We start from the raw sequence: 20879 nt of genomic DNA, 5'->3' as shown, positions 1-20879 counted from the left end.
TTCATGAGCGTTCTTTCAGGGAAATGCTACGCGGTCGCTCAAGCCACGCCCCCTCTCCATCCGGCACGATTTCAATCACCTGCACCGCCGAATCGCTGATGCCGACGATTCGCCCGTCGTTGCGTCCCAGGTAGTCGCCTACCTTGACCCGATGCACGCCGCCGGCCCCACGCAACAGGGCGAAGGTGCCCGTTTCGTTGCTCAGGGTGCCGACCATCTCGAAGCCGTCGATATTGAAGCCTTCAAGGAACTGCTTGACGCGCGTCGGATCCGGCTGGACCAGGCGCGAACCCTTCTGGCGGTTCACCAGGTCGACCTTGATCGGCGGCTGGAACGGGCTGCGCAAGCTCGCCGCAGCATAGGTGAATGCCTCGTACGGGCGAAACTTGGGCATCGGCTCGATATTGCCGACCGGACGCGCCCGCACCTGGGCCATGAACTGCTTGAGGTCATCGAACTCGCCGGAACCGTCGCAACCTGCCAGCGCCATCAGCGTGACGCCCATGCACAACCAATGCACGGCCCTCATTTCGCCTGTCCTTTGTTGTCAGTGTTCTGAAGTCCCTTGTCGTTGTAGCGATAGGTCTTGGCGAGAATGCTCATGCGCAGTTTTCCAGGGGACTTGGCGTCCACCGGTTTGATTTCGAAATCGTGCAGGGTCACGATGCGCGGCAGGCTGGCCACGCCGCTGACGAAGGTGGCCAGGTCGTGGTAGGTGCCGGTCACGGTGATCTGGATAGGCAGTTCGATGTAGAACTGCTGCGCCGCCTCGGGCAACAGCTTGATCTCTTCGAACTCAAGGCCGCTGCCAAGGCCGGTGCGGGTGATGTCCTCCAGCAGGCCAGGCACCTCGGTATCGCCAGGCAATTGCCGCAGCAGCGCGCCGAAGGTGTTTTCCATCTCCACCATCTGGGCCTTGTAGGCCGGCAGGTTGGCGGCCTGATAAGCCTTGTTGGAGAACTGCTCGCGCAGGCTCGTCTCGTCGTTACGGGCCTGATCCAGTTGGGTTTGCAGGTCCTGGATGTGGAAAAAGTAACCACCGGCCAGCACCAGCACCAGCAACAGGACACCAGCGATGGTCTTCACCGCCGACGGCCACGAGCCCAGGTTGTTGAGGTCCAGGTCGTTGATATCGATCTTGCGCAGGCTTTCGAGCCATTCATTCACATTCATGGCTTGGCACCTTTGGCGTCTGCTGGATCGACAGGCGGTTGCGTCTGACGCACGGTCAACTGGAACGAGTTGGACTGGTCGGCCGAACCCACGGCGCTGTTGGCCTTGACCTCAGTCAGGCTCGGTGCCTCCATCCAGTCGGAAGCATCCAGATTGCGCAACAGGTCAGAAACCCGGTTGTTGGACTCTGCGGCACCGGAAATGCTGATCAACTGGTCGGTCATTTTCACTTCGTTGAAGTACACACCGTCCGGCAGGGTGCGGGCGAGCTGATCGAAGATGCGTCCGATGATCGGCCGGTTGCCCTGCAGATCCTGGATGATCTTCATCCGCTCGAGCAATTGCTTGCGCCGCGCCTTCAGTTCGCTGATCTCCTTGATGCGCGCGTCGAGCTGGACGATCTCGGTCTTGATGAACTGGTTGCGGGCGTTCTGGTGATCGATGGCACTGCTCAAATATTGATCAGCCAGAAAAATGGCACCAATGCCGGCAACCAGCACGCCGGCCAGGGAAATCAGGAAGCGCTTCTTGCGCTCCTCGCGCTGCTGTTCGCGCCAGGGGAGTAAGTTGATCCGTGCCATTAGTCGAAGCTCCTCAACGCCAGACCGCACGCGATCATCAACGCCGGGGCGTCACTGGCCAGCGCACCGGCGTTGACCTTGGCGCTCAGGGCCATGTCGGCGAACGGGTTGGCGACCATGGCAGGCGTGCCCAGACGCTCCTGGATCAGGCGGTCGAGCCCGGCGATCGAAGCCGTGCCGCCCGCCAGCATGATGTAGTCGACGCGGTTGTACTGGCCGGCCGCAAAGAAGAACTGCAAAGAGCGCGACACCTGCTGGACCACGGCGTCCTTGAACGGCTGCAGCACTTCCAGGGTGTAGTCGTCGGGCAGCCCGCCCTGCTTTTTCGCAAGCCCGGCTTCGCCCTGGGACAAGCCGTAGCGGCGCTGGATCTCTTCGGTGAGCTGGCGCCCGCCGAACAGTTGCTCGCGGGTGTAGATGATGCGGCCGTTGTGCAGCACGCTGAGGGTGGTCATGGTGGCGCCGATGTCGATCACCGCCACCGTCAGTTGCTCGTGATCCTGCCCCAACTGGGCTGACAGCAGGCCGAATGAACGCTCCAGCGCGTAGGCTTCGACATCGACCACGCGCGGCGTCAGGCCGGCCAGCGCCAGCGCGGCCTCGCGAACCTCGACGTTTTCCTTGCGGCAGGCAGCCAGCAGCACTTCGACGCGCTCTGGGTTGCGCGCCGAATAGCCCTGGACTTCGAAATCGATGGCGACTTCTTCCAACGGATAGGGAATGTACTGGTCGGCCTCGATCTTGAGCTGGTTTTCCATCTCGTCATCGGAAAGCCCGGCGTCCATCTCGATGGTCTTGGTAATGACCGCTGATCCGGCCACCGCCACCGCCGCTATCTTGACGTTGCTCTTGGCTTTTACCAGCACGCGCGTCAAAGCATTGCCGACCCCTTCGAGCTCGGCAATGTTCTTCTCGACCACCGCGTTGGCAGGCAGTGGCTCGACCGCGTATGACTCGACCTTATAGCGGGTACCGGAACGACTCAGTTCAAGGAGTTTTACCGAGGTGGAGCTAATATCGATCCCTAGAAGGGTATTGGCCTTCTTACTGAAGAGTTCGAACACAACCGATTCCCTATGCGTTTCCGTCACTTACGGATATTTTTTTGTCCAACACCACTGTCGGCAGCCTTGACAGTAGCGCAAATAACGCTCGGCGACGAAAAATGCTTATAATGCCCAGCGTTTTTTTCGTGTAGCAAAGCTTCAAGGCGTGTTCATTTGTTGATGCCTGCGCTTAACCCATTCTTTTTTCTGGAAATCCAAAAGCCTTGATACGCCTGCTGAAGTTTTTCTGGTGGTCCATTGTCGCTATCGTCTGCGGGCTGCTGCTCGGTCTGAGCGGCGCCTTTCTCTATCTGTCGCCGAATCTGCCCTCGGTCGATGCGCTGCGCAACATCCAGCTGCAGATCCCGCTGCGAGTGTTCAGCAGCGACGGCAAACTCATTGCCGAGTTCGGCGAAATGCGCCGTTCTCCAATCCGTTTCGCCGAAATTCCGCCCAATTTCATCAGCGCCCTGCTGTCGGCTGAAGACGACAACTTCGCCAATCACTACGGCGTCGACCCGAGCAGCCTTATGCGCGCCGCCAGCCAGTTGGTCAAGAGCGGTCACATCCAGTCCGGCGGCTCGACAATCACCATGCAGGTGGCCAAGAACTACTTCCTGACCAGCGAGCGCAGCTTCTCACGCAAGACCACCGAGATTCTTCTCGCCTTGCAAATCGAGCGCCAACTTACCAAGGACGAGATTCTCGAGCTCTACGTCAACAAGATCTACCTGGGCAACAGGGCCTATGGTATCGAGGCTGCAGCACAGGTTTATTACGGAAAATCGATCCGTGACCTCAGTGTTGCCCAGATGGCCATGATAGCCGGTCTGCCGAAGGCACCGTCACGATTCAACCCACTGGCCAACCCGGTGCGCGCCAAAGAGCGCCGCGACTGGATTCTGGGGCGCATGTTCAAACTGGGCAAGATCGACCAGAACACCTACCAGACCGCCCTGGCTGAACCGATCAACGCCAGCTATCACGTTCAGAGCCCTGAAGTGAACGCGCCGTACATCGCCGAAATGGCCCGCGCCGAGATGGTCGGCCGCTACGGCAGCGAAGCCTACACAGAAGGCTTCCGCGTCACCACCACCGTTCCGAGCGATCGCCAGGAAGATGCCAGCAAGGCCGTGCAGGATGGCCTGATCGAATACGACCAGCGCCACGGCTATCGCGGCCCTGAAAGCCGTTTCCCGGGCCTGACCCGCGACGGATGGACGCAGGAGCTGACCAAGCAGCGTCCGATCAGCGGCCTTGAGCCGGCCATCGTGACCCAGGTCGACAAGAACGGCATCCACGTCCTGACCCGCAACGGCGAGAAGGAAGAAACCGTCGCCTGGGACAGCATGAAGTGGGCCAAGCCCTTCCTGAACACCAACAGCGTCGGCGCCAATCCGAAGCAGCCTGCCGATGTCGCCCATGTCGGTGACCTGGTGCGGGTGCAGCGCCAGCATGACAATTCGCTCAAGTTCAGCCAGATTCCCCAGGCGCAGAGTGCCCTGGTGTCGCTGGATCCGCACAACGGCGCGATTCGTGCGCTGGTCGGTGGCTTTGCCTTCGAGCAGAGCAACTACAACCGCGCCATGCAGGCCAAGCGCCAGCCGGGCTCGAGCTTCAAGCCGTTCCTCTACTCGGCTGCGCTGGACAACGGCTACACCGCAGCCAGCCTGGTGAACGATGCACCGATCGTGTTCGTCGACGAAGCCATCGACAAGGTCTGGCGTCCGAAGAACGACACCGGCACCTTCCTGGGCCCGATTCGCCTGCGTGAAGCGCTGTACAAGTCGCGTAACCTGGTGTCGATCCGCCTGCTGCAGAGCCTTGGGGTCAACACGGCGATCAACTACATCACCCGTTTCGGCTTCAACAAGGCGGACCTGCCGCCGAACCTGTCGCTGGCCCTGGGTACCGCAACCCTGACGCCGATGGAAATCGTCAGCGGCTGGAGCACCTTTGCCAACGGCGGTTACAAGATCACCCCGTACCTGATCGACAAGATCGAGGACCGCGAGGGCAAGACGCTGTTCGTGGCCAACCCGCCAACCGTGCCGGCCAACGACCCGAACCCCAAGCTGGTCAACGAAGCCGCCGTGAGCGACGCCTCGACCTACGCCGCGCCGGAAACGCCAGCTCTGACCACCAATGCGGCACCGAACGCCCTGGACACCAACGGCGCGCCACCTGCGCCTGCCGTGGCCGAGCGCATCGTTGACGGGCGTACCACCTACATCCTCAACAGCATGCTGCAGGACGTCATCAAACGCGGCACAGGCCGCCGTGCGCTGGCGATGAACCGCCCGGACATCGCGGGCAAGACCGGTACCACCAACGATTCGAAAGACGCCTGGTTCTCCGGCTACAACGGCGACTACGTGACCACGGTCTGGACCGGTTTCGACCAGCCCGAAAGCCTGGGCCGCCACGAGTTCGGCGGCACCGTCGCGCTGCCGATCTGGATGAACTACATGAGCGCCGCCCTCAAGGACAAGCCGCCGCACGTGCAGGCCGAGCCTGATGGCATCCTCAGCCTGCGAATCGACCCGGTCAGCGGCCGCTCCGCCACGCCAAGCACGGCAGGTGCGTTCTTCGAGCTGTTCAAGAGCGAAGACACACCACCAAGCGTGAACGAACTCAACGGCAGCCCTGCACCGGGCAGCCCGCTGCCAGCGGATGAATCGGCGCCGATCGATCTGTTCTGATAGACGCGAGAACCCCCGTAGCAGCACGGCTTGCCGGCGGGGGCGCCCTCACTGACGCCATCGCGGGCAAGCGCGCTCCTACATGATTACCGCGCACAACTGTAGGAGCGCGCTTGCCCGCGACGGCGTATTGGGCCTCGCCACGACTGCTCGACCCCAACAAAAAAGCCCTGCACATGTGCAGGGCTTTTTTATTACCGCAGGCCGTTAGCCGTTGAAGACTTCATCCACGCTCTTGAGCGGGTAGTGCTTCGGGTACGGTTGGGTCGCTACGCCGCTTGCGATGGCTGCCTTGGCAACGGCATCGGAAACGACTTCCAGCAGGCGCACGTCCAGTGGTTTCGGGATGATGTACTCACGGCCGAATTCCAGCTTGATGCCGCCGTAGGCGTCGCAGACTTCCTGAGGAACCGGCAGCTTGGCCAGGTCGCGCAGGGCGATGGCGGCAGCGATCTTCATTTCTTCGTTGATGCGCTTGGCGCGAACGTCCAGGGCACCGCGGAAGATGAACGGGAAGCCCAGCACGTTGTTGACCTGGTTCGGGTAGTCCGAACGGCCCGTGGCCATGATGACGTCGCTGCGAGTGGCGTGGGCCAGCTCTGGCGAGATTTCCGGATCAGGGTTCGAGCAGGCGAACACGATCGGGTTAGGTGCCATGGACTTCAGGCCTTCAGCGCTCAGCAGGTTCGGGCCGGACAGGCCAACGAACACGTCAGCGCCATCCAGCGCGTCAGCCAGGGTGCGCTTGTCGGTCGAATGAGCGAACTGCGCCTTGTACTGGTTCAGGTCCGAACGATCGGAATGGACCACGCCATTACGGTCGATCATGAAGATGTTTTCGATCTTCGCGCCCATGCTCACCAGCAACTTCATGCAGGAGATGGCCGCAGCACCGGCGCCCAGGCAGACGATTTTCGCCTCTTCCAGGGTTTTGCCAGCGATTTCCAGGGCGTTGATCATGCCGGCGGCGGTCACGATCGCGGTGCCGTGCTGGTCATCGTGGAAAACCGGGATGTCGCACTGTTCGATCAGGGCCTTTTCGATCTCGAAGCACTCAGGTGCCTTGATGTCTTCCAGGTTGATGCCACCGAAAGTGATGGAGATGCGCTTGACGGTGTCGATGAAGGCTTGCGGGCTTTCCGAATCGACTTCGATGTCGAACACGTCGATGCCGGCGAAGCGCTTGAACAGCACGCCTTTGCCTTCCATGACCGGCTTGGAAGCCAGTGGGCCCAGGTCACCCAGGCCGAGAATCGCGGTGCCATCGGAGATGACCGCTACCAGGTTGCCCTTGCCGGTGTATTTGTACGCCAGCTCAGGGTCGCGACCGATTTCGCGGACCGGCTCAGCTACACCCGGGCTGTAGGCCAGGGACAGATCGCGAGCTGTCGCGGTAGCTTTGGTGAGTTCTACGCTCAGTTTTCCCGGACGAGGATTGGCGTGATAGTCGAGCGCGGCAGTTTTTAAATCTGACATGAGAGCATTCCGCTTTTTACTGTTGGACAGACGGACGAAGGAGCATACGCAAGTCAGAAAGTCCTAACAAGACTGGCAAGTCACCTCTGTCAAGGGCCCGAATCTACGACTTTCAGCGTAGAGCCGCGAAATACAAGGGCCGCAGTCGAGACAATCGATACGTAAAATGTCTACAAAATTCAGATTATTTTGTATTCAACATTGCAGGATGAGTGATCGGCATCATCCACCGCGCTTCACCCGGCTTCAAACCACCCCTACGGGAGCGATCCACCACCCAGCCCCGCGCCTCGATCTGCCGCCCCTTGAGCTTCTCAAGGGATGCGACATCGAACTGACCGACCAGCTTGGGCGCAATGCGCAGCACCAGGTTGTCCGAGAACTCGATCCACACCCCGCCGCCATTACGCTGAACGCTCGCCACCTGCCCCGACACCACGGCAAAGCCGCCCTTGTCGATCTGCGCCGCCGACTGCACCGGGGAATTGCGCCACAGGCCCAGCCGCGCCTGGCGGGCGGTGTTCTCCGCCGCTTTTTGGCAATCCACCAGCGCCACATTGGGCGAAACGGCGACCAGATAGCCCAGCCCTTCGGCCAGCAGTTGCGCTTCCATGTTGGCGCCGTTGCGGCCGTAGACGTTGGCCAGTGTGCGGCCATAATGATCGGCGGCCTGTTCACCGACACGCAGGCTGACCTGACCGTCACTTTCATCGACCAGCGCCTGCAAACGACGCTTGGCCGCTTCGGCAAAAGGCTCGGCCGACTGACCTTTTTTGCCAGTTTCTGGCGCATTGAGTCCAATCATGCGCACGCTGCGACCATCGGACAGACGCAAGGTGTCACCGTCCACCACCCGTTGCACTTGGGCCGATGGCAAGGAAGAAGGCGCCGGGCACAGGGCCAGCGCAGACGGGAGCCAAATCGCAGACATAAAAAAGGCGCCCGCGAGGGACGCCTTCTTGAGTAGCCTGGAGCAGCTCGAGGAGCGATCCAGAGTAACCACTCTTACTTCGCTTTGGTTGCGCCGAACGCACCGAAACGCGACTTGAACTTGTCGACGCGGCCGCCAACGTCCAGAGTCTTCTGCTTACCGGTGTAGAACGGGTGGCACTCGTTGCACACGTCCAGGCTCAGAGGCTTGGCCAGGGTGGAACGGGTCTTGATGACGTTGCCACAGCTGCAAGTTGCGTCAACGGCTTCGTAAACTGGATGGATATCAGCTTTCATGGGTATTTCCTCAGGCTGGCGTGCCGCCACCCAACACTATTGTTGAATACCGCACGCAATTAGGCCGCGAATATTACCAGACATCGCAAATCACGCAAGAGAACCTTGAGCCCGGTCGTCTGCTAAGATCGCGCCCTGGTCATACTCCGTAACAGGAAATCCCCCGCGTGCCCGACGCCATTCTGCGCCTCGCCCTGCCCTCGCCCTTGCGCCGCCTGTTCGACTACCGCGCCCCCGCCGGAGTCCAGCGCAGCGCCTTGCAGCCCGGGATGCGCCTGCGGGTGCCGTTCGGCCGCCGGGAGATGATCGGCATTCTGGTGGAGATCACCGATCACAGCGAAGTGCCCGCCGAGAAGCTCAAACCGGCCATCGCCCTGCTGGACAGCGAAGCGCCGCTGCCCGCCGCGCTGTTCAAGTTGTGCCTGTGGACCGCCCAATATTACCAGCACAGCCTGGGCGACACGCTGAGTTGGGCGCTGCCGGTGATGTTGCGTCAGGGTGAACCGGCCGAAGCGCGGCAGGATCGTTTCTGGCAGATCGCCGAAGGGGCCAGCATCGATGACCCGCGCATCGCTCGCGCGCCGAAACAGAAAGAAGCACTCAGGACCCTCGCCCAGCACCCCCACGGCGTCGCCCATCAGCTATTGAGCAAGCTGATGCTCAACCGCGACAGCCTGAACCTGCTGCTGGCCAAGGAACTGGTGACCGTCGAAGTGCGCGGCCATGCACCCATCGAGCGCCACGAACACTGGCTGGCCCAGCCCGAACTGCCGCTGAATACCGAGCAGCGCGCCGCGTTCGAGGCGATTCGGTCGGGTTTCGGCAGCTTTCACGCCTCACTGCTGGCGGGTGTGACCGGCAGCGGCAAGACCGAGGTCTATCTGCAACTGATCCGCGAAACCCTGGAAGCGGGCAAGCAGGCGCTGGTGCTGATCCCGGAAATCAACCTGGGCCCGCAAACCCTGGCGCGCTTCGAACAACGCTTCAATGCGCGGATCGCCCTGCTGCATTCGGCAGTCAACGACCGGGATCGCCTCGACGCCTGGCTGGCGGCTCGGGACGGCGAGGCCGACATCATCATCGGCACCCGCTCGGCGCTGTTCACGCCGATGAAGAACCCCGGCCTGATCATCATCGACGAAGAACACGACGGCTCCTATAAACAGCAGGAAGGCTTGCGTTATCACGCCCGTGACCTGGCACTGGTGCGTGCGAGACAGGAAGACATCCCGATCGTGCTGGGCTCGGCCACGCCATCACTGGAAAGCCTGCACAATGCCCACACCGGGCGGTACGCCCTCCTACGCCTGAATCAGCGCGCGGGCGGTGCGCAACAGCCACGTTTCCTGCGCCTGGATGTAAAAAGCCGCCCGCTGGACAGCGGCATTTCCGGCCCGATGCAGCAAGCCATCGCACAGACGCTTGCGGCAGGACAGCAGGTGCTGGTGTTCCTCAACCGTCGCGGGTTCGCCCCGACCCTGCTGTGCCACGACTGCGGCTGGCTGTCTGAATGCAACCGGTGCGATGCGCGGATGACCGTTCATCAGCGCTCCGGCGAGCTGCGCTGCCATCATTGCGGCCATGCCGAGCGGGTTCCGCGAAACTGCCCGGCGTGCGGCAAGGTCGATCTGCGCCCGGTGGGTGCTGGGACCGAGCGCGCCGAGGAGCGGCTGGCGATTCTGTTCCCTGATTACCCGGTGTTGCGCGTTGACCGTGACAGCACCTCGCGCAAGGAAGCGATGAACCAGCTGTTCGCCACCATCCAGAAGGGCCAGCCGTGCATTCTGGTCGGCACGCAGATGCTCGCCAAGGGCCACCATTTTCCGCGAGTGACCCTGGTGTCGATCCTGGACGCCGACGGCGGGCTGTTTTCCGGCGATTTCCGCGCCAGCGAGCGCATGGCGCAGTTGATCGTGCAGGTGGCCGGTCGCGCCGGTCGGGCGGAAGAGCCCGGCAAGGTGATTATCCAGACGCACCTTGCAGAACACCCGCTGCTGATCCAGCTCACCGAACAGGGTTACTTTGCCTTCGCCGAGCAGGCCCTGAGCGAACGCCGCGCTGCCGGGCTGCCGCCGTTTTCCCACCTGGCGCTGCTGCGCGCAGAAGCCCACAAACCAGGGCAGGCGGAAGGCTTTCTGGACGAGGCCTGTACGGAAGCGGAACACCTGTTGAAGGAAATGTCGCTCGGCGGAATTGAACTGTTGGGCCCTGTTCCGGCTCCGATGGAACGCCGCGCAGGGCGTTATCGCGCCCAGTTGCTGGTACAGGCCAACGCCCGGGCGCCGTTGCACAAGCTGTTGGCGACCTGGCTGCTGGCACTGGAGAACATGCCCAGCGGGCGCGCGGTCAGGTGGTCGCTGGATGTGGATCCTGTGGATTTGTATTAACGGCACCACCGAATCCGTAGGAGCGCGCTTGCCCGCGATGGCGGTGCGCCAGGCAGTGTATGCGCCAATGACACACTGCAATCGCGGGCAAGCGCGCTCCTACAATTGATACTGTGGACACAACCGCGCATCCACCGCGGTTGGCAAGGTGGCTCCGGCAACGGATAATGCCCAGTTTTTCCACCCGCGCATCGAAGCGCTGCCGCGCTTGCGGTCGAAAGAGAGCCTCATGAAAGACACCATTCGCCAGCTGATCCAACAAGCCCTGAGCCAACTCGTCACCGAAGGCGTATTGCCGCAGGGCCTGACGCCAGCGATTCAGGTGGAAAACGCCAAGGACAAGAAAAACGGCGACTTCGCCAGCAACATCGCCATGATGCTGGCCAAGCCTGCGGGCATGAAGCCGCGCGACCTGGCCGAGAAGATCGTCGCCGCCTTGCCTGCCGACGAGCAGATCAGCAAGGTCGACATCGCCGGTCCCGGCTTCCTCAATTTCTTCCAGAACACCCAGGCCCTGGCTTCGCGCCTGGACGAAGCCCTGGCCGACGCCACCCTGTCGGTGCGCAAGAACGGCCCGGCCCAGCGCGTGGTGGTCGACCTGTCCGCCCCCAACCTCGCCAAAGAGATGCACGTCGGCCACCTGCGCTCGACCATCATCGGCGACGGCGTAGCCAGCGTGCTGGAATTCCTCGGTGACACGGTCATCCGTCAGAACCACGTGGGCGACTGGGGCACCCAGTTCGGCATGCTGCTGGCCTACCTGCAGGAAACCCCGGCCACCAGCGACGAGCTGTCGGACCTGGAGAACTTCTACCGCGCAGCCAAGGGCCGTTTCGACGAGTCCGAAGAGTTCGCCGAGCGCGCCCGTGGCCTGGTGGTCAAGCTGCAGGCTGGCGACCCTGAGTGCCTGTCGCTGTGGACCCGTTTCAAGGACATCTCCCTGTCGCACTGCCAGGAAGTCTACGAGCGCCTGAACGTCAAACTGACCCCAGCCGACGTCATGGGCGAAAGCGCCTACAACGATGACCTGGCCAACGTGGTCAGCGACCTGAAAAAGGCCGGCCTGCTGGTGGAAAGCAAGGGCGCCCAGTGCGTGTTCCTCGATGAATTCAAGAACGCCGACGGCGACCCGCTGCCGGTGATCGTGCAGAAAGCAGGCGGCGGTTACCTCTACGCCACCACTGACCTTGCCGCCGTGCGCTACCGCAGCAACGTCCTGAAAGCCGACCGCGCCCTGTATTTCGTTGACCAACGCCAGGCCCTGCACTTCCAGCAGGTGTTCGAAGTGGCCCGTCGCGCCGGTTTCGTGACCAACGGCATGCAGATGGAGCACATGGGCTTCGGCACCATGAACGGCGCCGATGGCCGTCCGTTCAAGACCCGCGATGGCGGCACCGTCAAGCTGGTGGACCTGCTGGACGAGGCCGAAGAGCGCGCCTACGTGCTGGTCAAGGAGAAGAACCCGGAAGTCGCCGAAGACGAACTGCGCACCATCGCCAAGGCCGTGGGCATCAGCGCGGTGAAATACGCCGACCTGTCCAAGCACCGCGCCAGCGACTACAGCTTCAACTTCGACCAGATGCTGAGCTTCGAAGGCAACACCGCGCCTTACCTGCTGTACGCCTACACCCGCGTTTCCGGCGTGTTCCGCAAGCTGGGCGAGGCGTTCGACGAGAGCAAGGGCCAGATCATCCTCGAGGCCGAGCATGAACAGGACCTGGCTGCGCGCCTGGCGCAGTTTGGCGAGACCGTGAACAACGTCGCCGAGAAAGGCACACCGCACGTCCTGTGCGCCTACCTGTACGATCTGGCGGGCCTGTTCTCCAGCTTCTACGAGAACTGCCCGATCCTGAACGCCGAAAACCCCGAGCAACAGCAGAGCCGTCTGCGCCTTGCGCACCTGACTGGCCGCACCCTCAAGCAAGGCCTGCAATTGCTGGGTCTGGAAACTCTGGAGCGTATGTAAGTTGGCAGTCAAAAAGAAACCAGCTCCCAAGCGCGGCGCCAGCCGGTACGAGGCACCCGCAAAGAAGCCGATTCCGGGATGGGTGTGGCTGGCGATCGGCCTGTCGGTCGGTGCCTTCATCGTGTTCCTGATGAAACTGGAGCCGGGCAGCGGCGATGACATCAAGCGCGTGAAGGCCGAAGCCAAGGCGGCGAAGATCGCGGAAGCGAACAAGACGCCGCCGAGCCCGACTGCGCCGGTCAAGCCCAAGTACGATTTCTACACGCTGCTGCCTGAGTCGGAAGTTATCGTGCCGAACGAGGCCGTGCCGGAGAAGACGCCGCCTGCGGTGGTCACCCCGACCACGCCGGTCACGCCTGAACAGGCCGCGAAGATCGACACGGCCCGCGCCCAGGCAGCCCTCAGTGGCCTGACGCCTCCGCCTGCGCCACCTGTGACCAAGCCGGCTGCGGTGACCACGTTCTTCCTGCAGGCGGGCTCGTTCCGCAAACAGGCCGACGCCGAAAAGGTGCGTGCGCAGATCATTCTGCTGGGCCAGGCCGCGACGGTGGAATCGGGTACGGTGAAGGATGAGACCTGGTACCGCGTGCTCGTGGGCCCGTTCAGCAACCGCGAACAACTGACAACCGCACAGAAGCAGCTGGCTGGCGGCGGGTTCAGTAACCTTTTGTTGCAACAACGCCAGGCCCGGTGACTTCACGCCGGCCTTTGTAGGAGCGCGCTTGCCCGCGATTGCGGTGTGTCATTTACGAATTGATCGCTTGACACGACGCCATCGCGGGCAAGCGCGCTCCTACAGTGTTTAGGTTGTTCGCAAATGGAGCATGGGTACGATCATGGCGGGCTACGGCACCTGCCATTCATCCCCCACGGTTGAAATACCCTTCCCCACCCCCATATGAGTTTCCATCAGGGCATTTTCGCCCCGCAGCGTGGAGACTCTCCCCTTGACCACCATCGTTTCAGTGCGCCGCCAAGGCAAAGTCGTCATGGCTGGTGACGGCCAGGTTTCCCTGGGCAATACCGTCATGAAAGGCAATGCCAAAAAGGTCCGTCGTCTTTATCACGGCCAGGTCATCGCCGGTTTCGCTGGCGCCACTGCCGACGCCTTCACCCTGTTCGAGCGTTTCGAAGCCCAGCTGGAAAAACACCAGGGCCATCTGGTCCGCGCCGCTGTCGAGCTTGCCAAAGACTGGCGTACCGACCGCTCCCTGAGCCGTCTGGAAGCCATGCTGGCCGTCGCCAACAAGGACGCCTCGCTCATCATTACCGGCAACGGTGACGTCGTTGAGCCCGAAGACGGCCTGATCGCCATGGGTTCGGGCGGTGCATTCGCCCAGGCCGCCGCGCGCGCCCTGCTGCTCAAGACTGAGCTGTCGGCACGGGAAATTGCCGAGACGGCGCTGCACATCGCTGGCGACATCTGCGTATTCACCAACCACCACATCACCATCGAGGAACAGGACCTCGCTCAGTGAGGCCCGACGCTGGCGGCAATTCATCGCCGCCAGCCCTTCATGACCCAAGGACCGTTGAAAGCCATGTCCATGACTCCCCGTGAAATCGTCCACGAACTCAATCGCCATATCATCGGCCAGGACGATGCCAAGCGCGCCGTCGCCATCGCGCTGCGCAACCGCTGGCGCCGGATGCAGCTGCCCGAAGAGCTGCGCGTTGAAGTCACGCCCAAGAACATCCTGATGATCGGCCCGACCGGCGTCGGTAAAACCGAAATCGCCCGTCGCCTGGCCAAGCTGGCCAACGCGCCGTTCCTCAAGGTTGAAGCCACCAAGTTCACCGAAGTGGGCTACGTGGGCCGCGACGTCGAGTCGATCATTCGCGACCTGGCCGACGCTGCGCTGAAGCTCCTGCGCGAACAGGAAATGGTCAAGGTCCGTCATCGCGCCGAAGACGCCGCCGAAGACCGCATCCTCGACGCCCTGCTGCCTGCGGCCCGCACCGGTTTCAGCGAAGAAGCCTCGTCGGGCAGTGATTCCAACACCCGCCAGCTGTTCCGCAAGCGCCTGCGTGAAGGCCAGCTGGACGACAAGGAAATCGAGATCGAAGTGGCCGAGATGGGCGGCGTCGACATTTCCGCGCCGCCTGGCATGGAAGAGATGACCAACCAGCTGCAAAGCCTGTTCGCCAATATGGGCAAGGGCAAGCGCAAGAGCCGCAAGCTCAAGGTCAAGGACGCGCTCAAGATGGTGCGCGACGAAGAAGCCAGCCGCCTGGTCAACGACGAAGAGCTCAAGGGCAAGGCGCTGGAAGCGGTCGAACAGCATGGCATCGTGTTCATCGACGAGATCGACAAGGTCGCCAAGCGCGGCAATGTCGGCGGCGCCGATGTCTCCCGCGAAGGCGTGCAGCGCGACTTGCTGCCGCTGATCGAAGGCTGCACCGTCAACACTAAGCTGGGCATGGTCAAGACCGACCACATCCTGTTCATCGCCTCCGGTGCGTTCCACCTGAGCAAGCCGAGCGACCTGGTGCCTGAGCTGCAAGGCCGTCTGCCGATCCGCGTTGAACTGAAGGCGCTGAGCCCGCAGGACTTCGAACGCATTCTGAGCGAGCCGCACGCATCGCTGACCGAGCAGTATCGCGAGCTGCTGAAAACCGAAGGCCTGAACATCGAGTTCCTGCCAGAGGGCATCAAGCGCCTGGCCGAGATCGCCTGGCAGGTCAACGAGAAGACCGAGAACATCGGTGCCCGCCGCCTGCACACCTTGCTTGAGCGTCTGCTGGAAGAGGTGTCCTTCAGCGCTGGCGACCTGGGCAGCGCGCAGGACACCGCCACGATCAAGATCGACGCCGAATACGTCAACAGCCACCTGGGCGAACTGGCGGAAGACGAAGACCTGTCGCGCTACATCCTCTGACCGTGCTGTCTGCGCTCATCATTGATGGTTGCGCAGACACCGCACCTGTAGCAGCACGGCTTGCCGGCGGGGGCGTCCTTAAGATCGCTCCCGCCGGCAAGCCGTGCTGCTACGTTTAATATGTGCACGCCCCCAAACCGGAAACAGGCGTAAATCCGATGTCCCGAATTCCCTCCGCCATCCAGCTCCACAAAGCTTCGAAGATCCTCTCGCTCAAATACGGCCCCGACGAGGAATACCACCTGCCTGCCGAATTTCTGCGGGTGCATTCGCCTTCGGCCGAGGTTCAGGGCCATGGCAATCCGATCCTGCAATTCGGCAAGCTGGGTGTCGGGCTCACCAAGATCGAACCGGCCGGGCAATACGCACTGAAATTGACCTTCGACGACGGTCATGACAGCGGATTGTTCACTTGGGAATACCTGGAGCAACTGTCGCTGCGTCAAACGCAGCTGTGGGACGAATATCTGGCAGAGCTCAAGGCGGCAGGCAAATCCCGTGATCCTTCCGAGCAAGTCATCAAGCTGATGCTCTAGTCCGCGGCTGGGCGACCGGCCGGCGTTTTAGGACGCACTTTCTAATTCCTTTTGTTTCAATGGTCCGCGCAGCGGTCAATGATTGCCCCTGCTTGCGATTTTTTGAATTCTCGCGTAACCAATGATTCTGGCAGGTTCTCTGCATCGGAGTTTTTGCAGAAGCCTGCAGGTGTGATCCAGGGCGTTGCCACGCATCCTTCCGATCGTCGCGTAATCGTCACACCCGTTTGTGTTAATCATCGGTCACCCGAGAGCAGTACCGGCTCTGGTCTGTGACGCGTGTTCACAGCCGCACCGGTGCTCGTCTCAGGACAATGGAGCGTCGTAGATGAGTAACAAGAGTAATGATGACCTGCCGCGTCAAGCCTCTGAACACACGTTGGGGCTCAACCCCGTCATAGGCCTGCGGCGCAAGGATTTGCTCACCACGGCACGCATGGTACTGACCCAGGCAATACGCCAACCGATCCACAGCGCCAAGCACGTGGCCCATTTCGGGCTGGAGCTGAAAAACGTCCTGCTGGGCAAGTCCACCCTGGCACCCGACAGCGACGACCGTCGTTTCGTGGATCCTGCCTGGAGCCAGAACCCGCTCTACCGTCGCTACCTGCAGACCTACCTTGCCTGGCGCAAGGAACTGCACGACTGGATCGGCGACAGCAGCCTGTCGGAACAGGACATCAGCCGCGGTCACTTCGTGATCAACCTGATGACCGAAGCCATGTCCCCCACCAACGGCGCTGCCAACCCGGCAGCGGTCAAACGCTTCTTCGAAACCGGCGGCAAGAGCATCCTCGATGGACTCTCGCACCTTGCCAAGGATCTGGTGAACAACGGCGGCATGCCCAGCCAGGTCAACATGGACGCCTTCGAAGTCGGCAAGAACCTGGGGACTTCCGAAGGCGCGGTGGTGTTCCGCAATGATGTGCTGGAACTGATCCAGTACAGGCCCATCACCGAACAGGTGCACGAGCGCCCGCTGTTGGTGGTGCCACCGCAGATCAACAAATTCTACGTTTTCGATTTGAGCCCGGACAAAAGCCTGGCCCGCTTCTGCCTGCGCAACAACGTGCAGACCTTCATCATCAGTTGGCGCAACCCGACCAAGGCCCAGCGCGAGTGGGGCCTGTCGACCTACATCGATGCGGTGAAGGAAGCGGTGGATGTGGTGTGCAAGATCACCGGCAGCAAGGACGTGAACATGCTGGGCGCCTGCTCCGGCGGCATCACCTGCACCGCGCTGCTGGGCCATTACGCCGCCCTTGGGGAGCAGAAGGTCAACGCCCTGACGCTGCTGGTCAGCGTGCTCGACACCACGCTCGACACCCAGGTCGCATTGTTCGTCGACGAGCAGACCCTGGAATCGGCCAAGCGCCACTCGTATCAGGCCGGCGTGCTCGAAGGCAAGGACATGGCCAAGGTTTTCGCCTGGATGCGCCCCAACGACCTGATCTGGAATTACTGGGTCAACAACTACCTGCTGGGCAACGAGCCGCCGGTGTTCGACATCCTGTTCTGGAACAACGACACCACGCGCCTGCCCGCAGCGTTCCACGGCGACCTGATCGAGATGTTCAAGAACAACCCGCTCATTCGCTCCGACGCGCTGGAAGTCTGCGGCACGCCGATCGATCTCAAGCAGGTCAAAAGTGACATCTTCTGTCTTGCCGGCACCAACGACCACATCACCCCGTGGGTCTCGTGCTACAAGTCGGCCAGGCTGTTTGGCGGCAAGACCGAATTCGTGCTGTCCAACAGCGGGCACATTCAGAGCATCCTGAACCCGCCGGGCAACCCGAAGGCGCGATACATGACCAACCCGGAGCTGCCGGACGACGCCACCCGCTGGCAGGAAGACGCCACCAAGCACACCGATTCCTGGTGGCTGCATTGGCAGGCATGGCAGGCGGAGCGCTCCGGCAAACTGAAAAAATCCCCCGCTACACTGGGTAACAAGGCCTATCCGGCCGGGGAAGCTTCACCGGGGACGTACGTGCACGAGCGTTAAGACGCGCACACAAAGCCCTGTAGGAGCGCGCTTGCCCGCGACGGCATCGGCACATCCGGCATCGGTGGTGGCTGACACACCGCCATCGCGGGCAAGCGCGCTCCTACAGGCGTCGATTTTGAAAGGACGGCAAGCATCGAATACGCAGGAACCGCCCACGCGGTTTCAGGACCGGAGAAAGCGCAGGACAGCATTACCGGCGTTTAACCAACAGGGCTTCGCGCATGCCGCAACCGTTTGTATTTCGCACCATCGACCTGGATGGTCACAACATCCGCACTGCGGTGCGACCCGGCAAGAGTCATCTGACGCCGCTGCTGATTTTCAACGGCATCGGCGCCAACCTCGAACTGGTGTTTCCATTCGTTGATGCACTGGACCCGGACCTGGAAGTCATTGCCTTCGACGTCCCCGGTGTCGGTGGCTCATCGACGCCCAGGCGGCCCTATCGCTTCCCGGGCCTGGCCAAGCTCGCCGCGCGCATGCTCGATTATCTGGACTACGGCCAGGTCAACGCCATCGGCGTATCCTGGGGCGGCGCCCTGGCCCAACAGTTCGCCTACGACTACCCCGAGCGCTGCAAGAAGCTGGTGCTGGCCGCCACCGCCGCAGGCGCGGTCATGGTGCCGGGCAAGCCGAAAGTGCTGTGGATGATGGCAAGCCCGCGCCGCTACATTCAGCCGTCCCACGTGATTCGCATCGCTCCTGACATCTACGGCGGCGCCTTCCGTCGCGACCCGAACCTGGCCGCCAACCACGCCGCCAAGGTCCGCTCGTCCGGAAAGCTGGGCTACTACTGGCAGCTGTTCGCGGGCATGGGCTGGACCAGCATTCATTGGCTGCACAAGATCCGCCAGCCCACGCTGGTGCTCGCCGGGGACGACGATCCGCTGATTCCGCTGATTAACATGCGACTGCTGGCCTGGCGTATCCCCAATGCCCAGCTACACATAATCGACGACGGTCACTTGTTTCTGATCACCCGGGCCGAAGCTGTCGCGCCCATCATCATGAAGTTTCTTGCGCAAGAGCGGCAGCGTGCCGTGATGCATCCTCAGCCCGCACCTGTTGGGCGATCTCACTGAGGCTACCTGCATTAGTTCATGGCCTGACGAAGGAGTGTTGATCCATGCGAGAAAAACCGGCAAAGAATGCCTACCCGACGCCAGCGACCTACATCAACGCGCAGAGCGCCATCACCGGCCTGCGCGGCAGGGATCTGTTCTCGACCCTGCGCAGCGTGGCGTTGCAAGGCCTCAAGCGCCCGGTCTACACGGCGCGTCACGCCCTGACCCTTGGCGGCCAGTTGGGCAAGGTGCTTTTTGGTGAAACACCTCATCAGTTGCACCCGCAGGATGCGCGCTTCAACGACCCGACCTGGGCCCACAACCCGATTTACCGTCGCGGCCTGCAGGCCTACCTGAGCTGGCAGCACCAGGTGCGCAACTGGATCGCCGACAGCGGCCTGCCCGAGGACGACCGCTCCCGCGCGCAGTTCATCTTCGCACTGCTCAACGACGCGCTGGCGCCGACCAACAGCCTGCTCAACCCGCTGGCGGTCAAAGAGCTGTTCAACTCAGGCGGCAGCAGCGTGGTGAAGGGCCTGAGCCACATGTTCGATGATTTCCTGCACAACAACGGCCTGCCCAGCCAGACCACCAAGGACGCCTTCGAGATCGGCCGCACCCTGGCCGTGACGCCGGGCGCGGTGGTGTTTCGCAACGAGCTGCTGGAGCTGATCCAGTACAAGCCCATGAGCGAAAAGCAGTACGCGCGGCCCCTGCTGATCGTGCCGCCGCAGATCAACAAGTTCTACATTTTCGACCTCAGCCCGCACAACAGCTTCGTCCAGTACGCGCTCAAGAACGGCTTGCAGACCTTCATCATCAGTTGGCGCAACCCGGATGTGCGGCATCGCGAGTGGGGGCTCTCCAGTTACGTGGAGGCCGTCGAGGAAGCCATGAACGTGTGCCGGGCGATCACCGGCGCCCGCGAAGTGAACCTGATGGGAGCCTGCGCCGGTGGCCTGACCATCGCCGCCTTGCAGGGCCATTTGCAGGCCAAGCGGCAGATGCGTCGGGTGGCCAGCGCGACCTATCTGGTGAGCCTGCTGGACAGCCAGATCGAGAGCCCCGCCACGCTGTTCATCGACGAACAGACTCTTGAGGCCGCCAAGCGCCGCTCCTACCAGCGCGGCGTGCTGGATGGCCGCGACATGGCCAAGGTGTTCGCCTGGATGCGACCCAATGATCTGATCTGGTCCTACTGGGTCAACAACTACCTGCTGGGCAAGGCGCCGCCGTCGTTCGACATCCTCTACTGGAACAACGACACCACCCGCCTGCCCGCCGCGCTGCATGGCGACATGCTCGATTTCTTCAAGCACAACCCGCTGACGCATGCCGGAGGCCTTGAGGTGTGCGGCACGCCCATCGACCTGCAGAAGGTCACGGTGGACAGCTTCAGCGTGGCCGGCATCAACGACCACATCACCCCCTGGGATGTGGTCTATCGCTCGACGCTGCTGCTGGGCGGCGAACGCAGGTTCCTGCTCTCCAACAGCGGCCATGTGCAAAGCATCCTCAACCCGCCAGGCAACCCCAAGTCGAACTTCGTGGAGAACGGCAAGCTCAGCGGCGACCCTCGCGCCTGGTACTACGACGCGACCACCACCGAGGGCAGCTGGTGGCCGACCTGGCTGAGCTGGATCCAGGAACGCTCGGGGCCGCAACGCGAGACGCTGACGGCACTGGGCAACCAGAACTACCCGCCGATGGAGGCAGCGCCGGGGACCTACGTGCGCGTGCGCTGATATCACCCGTAGGAGCGCGCTTGCCCGCGATGGCGTTGGGTCTGTGTCATCGACGTCGTCTGACACGCCCGGTCGCGGGCAAGCGC

At 62.1% G+C, this 20879-nt stretch carries 17 protein-coding genes; 10 read left to right on the top strand and 7 right to left on the bottom strand.

Features of this window, described 5'->3' with window-relative positions:
• Position 1: 1 nt before the first annotated feature.
• The 4 genes from pilP to ACIPO9_RS04995 are packed head-to-tail and all read right to left on the bottom strand — an operon-like array spanning position 2 to position 2818.
• The gene (pilP, locus tag ACIPO9_RS05010) at positions 2-529 is read right to left on the bottom strand and encodes a type 4a pilus biogenesis lipoprotein PilP (RefSeq protein ID WP_274131808.1); all 528 of its coding nucleotides are present in this window, start codon (positions 527-529) and stop codon (positions 2-4) included.
• Positions 526-1173, bottom strand: coding sequence for a type 4a pilus biogenesis protein PilO (gene pilO / locus ACIPO9_RS05005; protein WP_274131811.1), 648 nt, complete (start codon positions 1171-1173; stop codon positions 526-528). The genes pilP and pilO overlap by 4 nt, the downstream gene beginning before the upstream one ends.
• A complete protein-coding gene (locus ACIPO9_RS05000; protein ID WP_274131812.1) occupies positions 1170-1754 on the bottom strand; it encodes a PilN domain-containing protein in 585 nt (194 codons plus the stop codon). The genes pilO and ACIPO9_RS05000 overlap by 4 nt, the downstream gene beginning before the upstream one ends.
• Positions 1754-2818 carry a pilus assembly protein PilM gene (locus ACIPO9_RS04995; protein WP_274131813.1) on the bottom strand — a complete coding sequence of 355 codons (1065 nt, stop codon included), beginning with the start codon at positions 2816-2818 and terminating at the stop codon, positions 1754-1756. Before ACIPO9_RS04995 ends, ACIPO9_RS05000 begins: the two co-directional genes overlap by 1 nt.
• Before the next feature lie 209 nt (positions 2819-3027).
• On the opposite strand from ACIPO9_RS04995, the gene ACIPO9_RS04990 reads away from it, so the two are divergent.
• Complete coding sequence (locus tag ACIPO9_RS04990; RefSeq protein ID WP_400779244.1) at positions 3028-5502, top strand: penicillin-binding protein 1A; 2475 nt, start codon at positions 3028-3030, stop codon at positions 5500-5502.
• 207 nt (positions 5503-5709) lie between these two features.
• On the opposite strand, the gene ACIPO9_RS04985 is transcribed toward ACIPO9_RS04990, so the two are convergent.
• The 3 genes from ACIPO9_RS04985 to rpmE form a co-directional block, all read right to left on the bottom strand.
• Entirely contained in the window at positions 5710-6978 is a 1269-nt protein-coding gene (locus tag ACIPO9_RS04985) for a malic enzyme-like NAD(P)-binding protein (RefSeq protein WP_274136610.1), read from the bottom strand.
• 184 nt (positions 6979-7162) lie between these two features.
• Positions 7163-7909 (bottom strand): thermonuclease family protein, encoded by a 747-nt coding sequence (locus ACIPO9_RS04980; protein ID WP_400779134.1) that lies wholly within the window; start codon positions 7907-7909, stop codon positions 7163-7165.
• Between the two features lie 74 nt (positions 7910-7983).
• Positions 7984-8205 (bottom strand): 50S ribosomal protein L31, encoded by a 222-nt coding sequence (rpmE, locus tag ACIPO9_RS04975; RefSeq protein ID WP_093465365.1) that lies wholly within the window; start codon positions 8203-8205, stop codon positions 7984-7986.
• Positions 8206-8372: 167 nt separating this feature from the next.
• Between rpmE and ACIPO9_RS04970 the strand changes: the two genes are divergently transcribed.
• The 9 genes from ACIPO9_RS04970 (at position 8373) to phaC (ACIPO9_RS04930) (ending at position 20793) form a co-directional block, all read left to right on the top strand.
• Positions 8373-10592 carry a primosomal protein N' gene (locus ACIPO9_RS04970; RefSeq protein WP_400779132.1) on the top strand — a complete coding sequence of 740 codons (2220 nt, stop codon included), beginning with the start codon at positions 8373-8375 and terminating at the stop codon, positions 10590-10592.
• 229 nt (positions 10593-10821) lie between these two features.
• Positions 10822-12558 carry an arginine--tRNA ligase gene (gene argS / locus ACIPO9_RS04965; protein ID WP_400605763.1) on the top strand — a complete coding sequence of 579 codons (1737 nt, stop codon included), beginning with the start codon at positions 10822-10824 and terminating at the stop codon, positions 12556-12558.
• 1 nt (position 12559) lies between these two features.
• Positions 12560-13252, top strand: coding sequence for an SPOR domain-containing protein (locus tag ACIPO9_RS04960; protein ID WP_274136606.1), 693 nt, complete (start codon positions 12560-12562; stop codon positions 13250-13252).
• Between the two features lie 253 nt (positions 13253-13505).
• Positions 13506-14036 carry an ATP-dependent protease subunit HslV gene (gene hslV / locus ACIPO9_RS04955; RefSeq protein WP_274136605.1) on the top strand — a complete coding sequence of 177 codons (531 nt, stop codon included), beginning with the start codon at positions 13506-13508 and terminating at the stop codon, positions 14034-14036.
• 63 nt (positions 14037-14099) lie between these two features.
• Positions 14100-15437 (top strand): ATP-dependent protease ATPase subunit HslU, encoded by a 1338-nt coding sequence (gene hslU, locus ACIPO9_RS04950; protein WP_274136604.1) that lies wholly within the window; start codon positions 14100-14102, stop codon positions 15435-15437.
• Between the two features lie 158 nt (positions 15438-15595).
• The gene (locus ACIPO9_RS04945) at positions 15596-15973 is read left to right on the top strand and encodes a gamma-butyrobetaine hydroxylase-like domain-containing protein (protein ID WP_400605767.1); all 378 of its coding nucleotides are present in this window, start codon (positions 15596-15598) and stop codon (positions 15971-15973) included.
• A 328-nt stretch (positions 15974-16301) separates the two neighbouring features.
• Positions 16302-17981, top strand: a complete 1680-nt coding sequence (gene phaC, locus ACIPO9_RS04940) for a class II poly(R)-hydroxyalkanoic acid synthase (protein ID WP_400779130.1) — start codon at positions 16302-16304, stop codon at positions 17979-17981.
• Between the two features lie 224 nt (positions 17982-18205).
• Complete coding sequence (gene phaZ / locus ACIPO9_RS04935; RefSeq protein ID WP_274136601.1) at positions 18206-19066, top strand: poly(3-hydroxyalkanoate) depolymerase; 861 nt, start codon at positions 18206-18208, stop codon at positions 19064-19066.
• A gap of 44 nt (positions 19067-19110) precedes the next feature.
• Complete coding sequence (gene phaC / locus ACIPO9_RS04930; protein WP_400779128.1) at positions 19111-20793, top strand: class II poly(R)-hydroxyalkanoic acid synthase; 1683 nt, start codon at positions 19111-19113, stop codon at positions 20791-20793.
• Positions 20794-20879: the final 86 nt, after the last annotated feature.

The sequence above is a fragment of the Pseudomonas sp. NPDC090203 genome (assembly GCF_044746765.1).
In the GTDB taxonomy this organism is placed as follows: Bacteria; Pseudomonadota; Gammaproteobacteria; order Pseudomonadales; family Pseudomonadaceae; genus Aquipseudomonas; species Aquipseudomonas putida_AD.
The sequence above is the reverse complement of the archived record's forward strand: the minus strand, read 5'-3'. Positions and strand labels throughout refer to the sequence as shown.

Coding starts and splice junctions, on each gene's coding strand:
- pilP (WP_274131808.1), bottom strand. CDS start 529: ATGAGGGCCGTGCATTGGTTGTGCATGGGCGTCACGCTGATGGCGCTG.
- pilO (WP_274131811.1), bottom strand. CDS start 1,173: ATGAATGTGAATGAATGGCTCGAAAGCCTGCGCAAGATCGATATCAAC.
- ACIPO9_RS05000 (WP_274131812.1), bottom strand. CDS start 1,754: ATGGCACGGATCAACTTACTCCCCTGGCGCGAACAGCAGCGCGAGGAG.
- ACIPO9_RS04985 (WP_274136610.1), bottom strand. CDS start 6,978: ATGTCAGATTTAAAAACTGCCGCGCTCGACTATCACGCCAATCCTCGT.
- ACIPO9_RS04980 (WP_400779134.1), bottom strand. CDS start 7,909: ATGTCTGCGATTTGGCTCCCGTCTGCGCTGGCCCTGTGCCCGGCGCCT.
- rpmE (WP_093465365.1), bottom strand. CDS start 8,205: ATGAAAGCTGATATCCATCCAGTTTACGAAGCCGTTGACGCAACTTGC.
- argS (WP_400605763.1), top strand. CDS start 10,822: ATGAAAGACACCATTCGCCAGCTGATCCAACAAGCCCTGAGCCAACTC.
- hslU (WP_274136604.1), top strand. CDS start 14,100: ATGTCCATGACTCCCCGTGAAATCGTCCACGAACTCAATCGCCATATC.
- ACIPO9_RS04945 (WP_400605767.1), top strand. CDS start 15,596: ATGTCCCGAATTCCCTCCGCCATCCAGCTCCACAAAGCTTCGAAGATC.
- phaC (WP_400779130.1), top strand. CDS start 16,302: ATGAGTAACAAGAGTAATGATGACCTGCCGCGTCAAGCCTCTGAACAC.
- phaZ (WP_274136601.1), top strand. CDS start 18,206: ATGCCGCAACCGTTTGTATTTCGCACCATCGACCTGGATGGTCACAAC.
- phaC (WP_400779128.1), top strand. CDS start 19,111: ATGCGAGAAAAACCGGCAAAGAATGCCTACCCGACGCCAGCGACCTAC.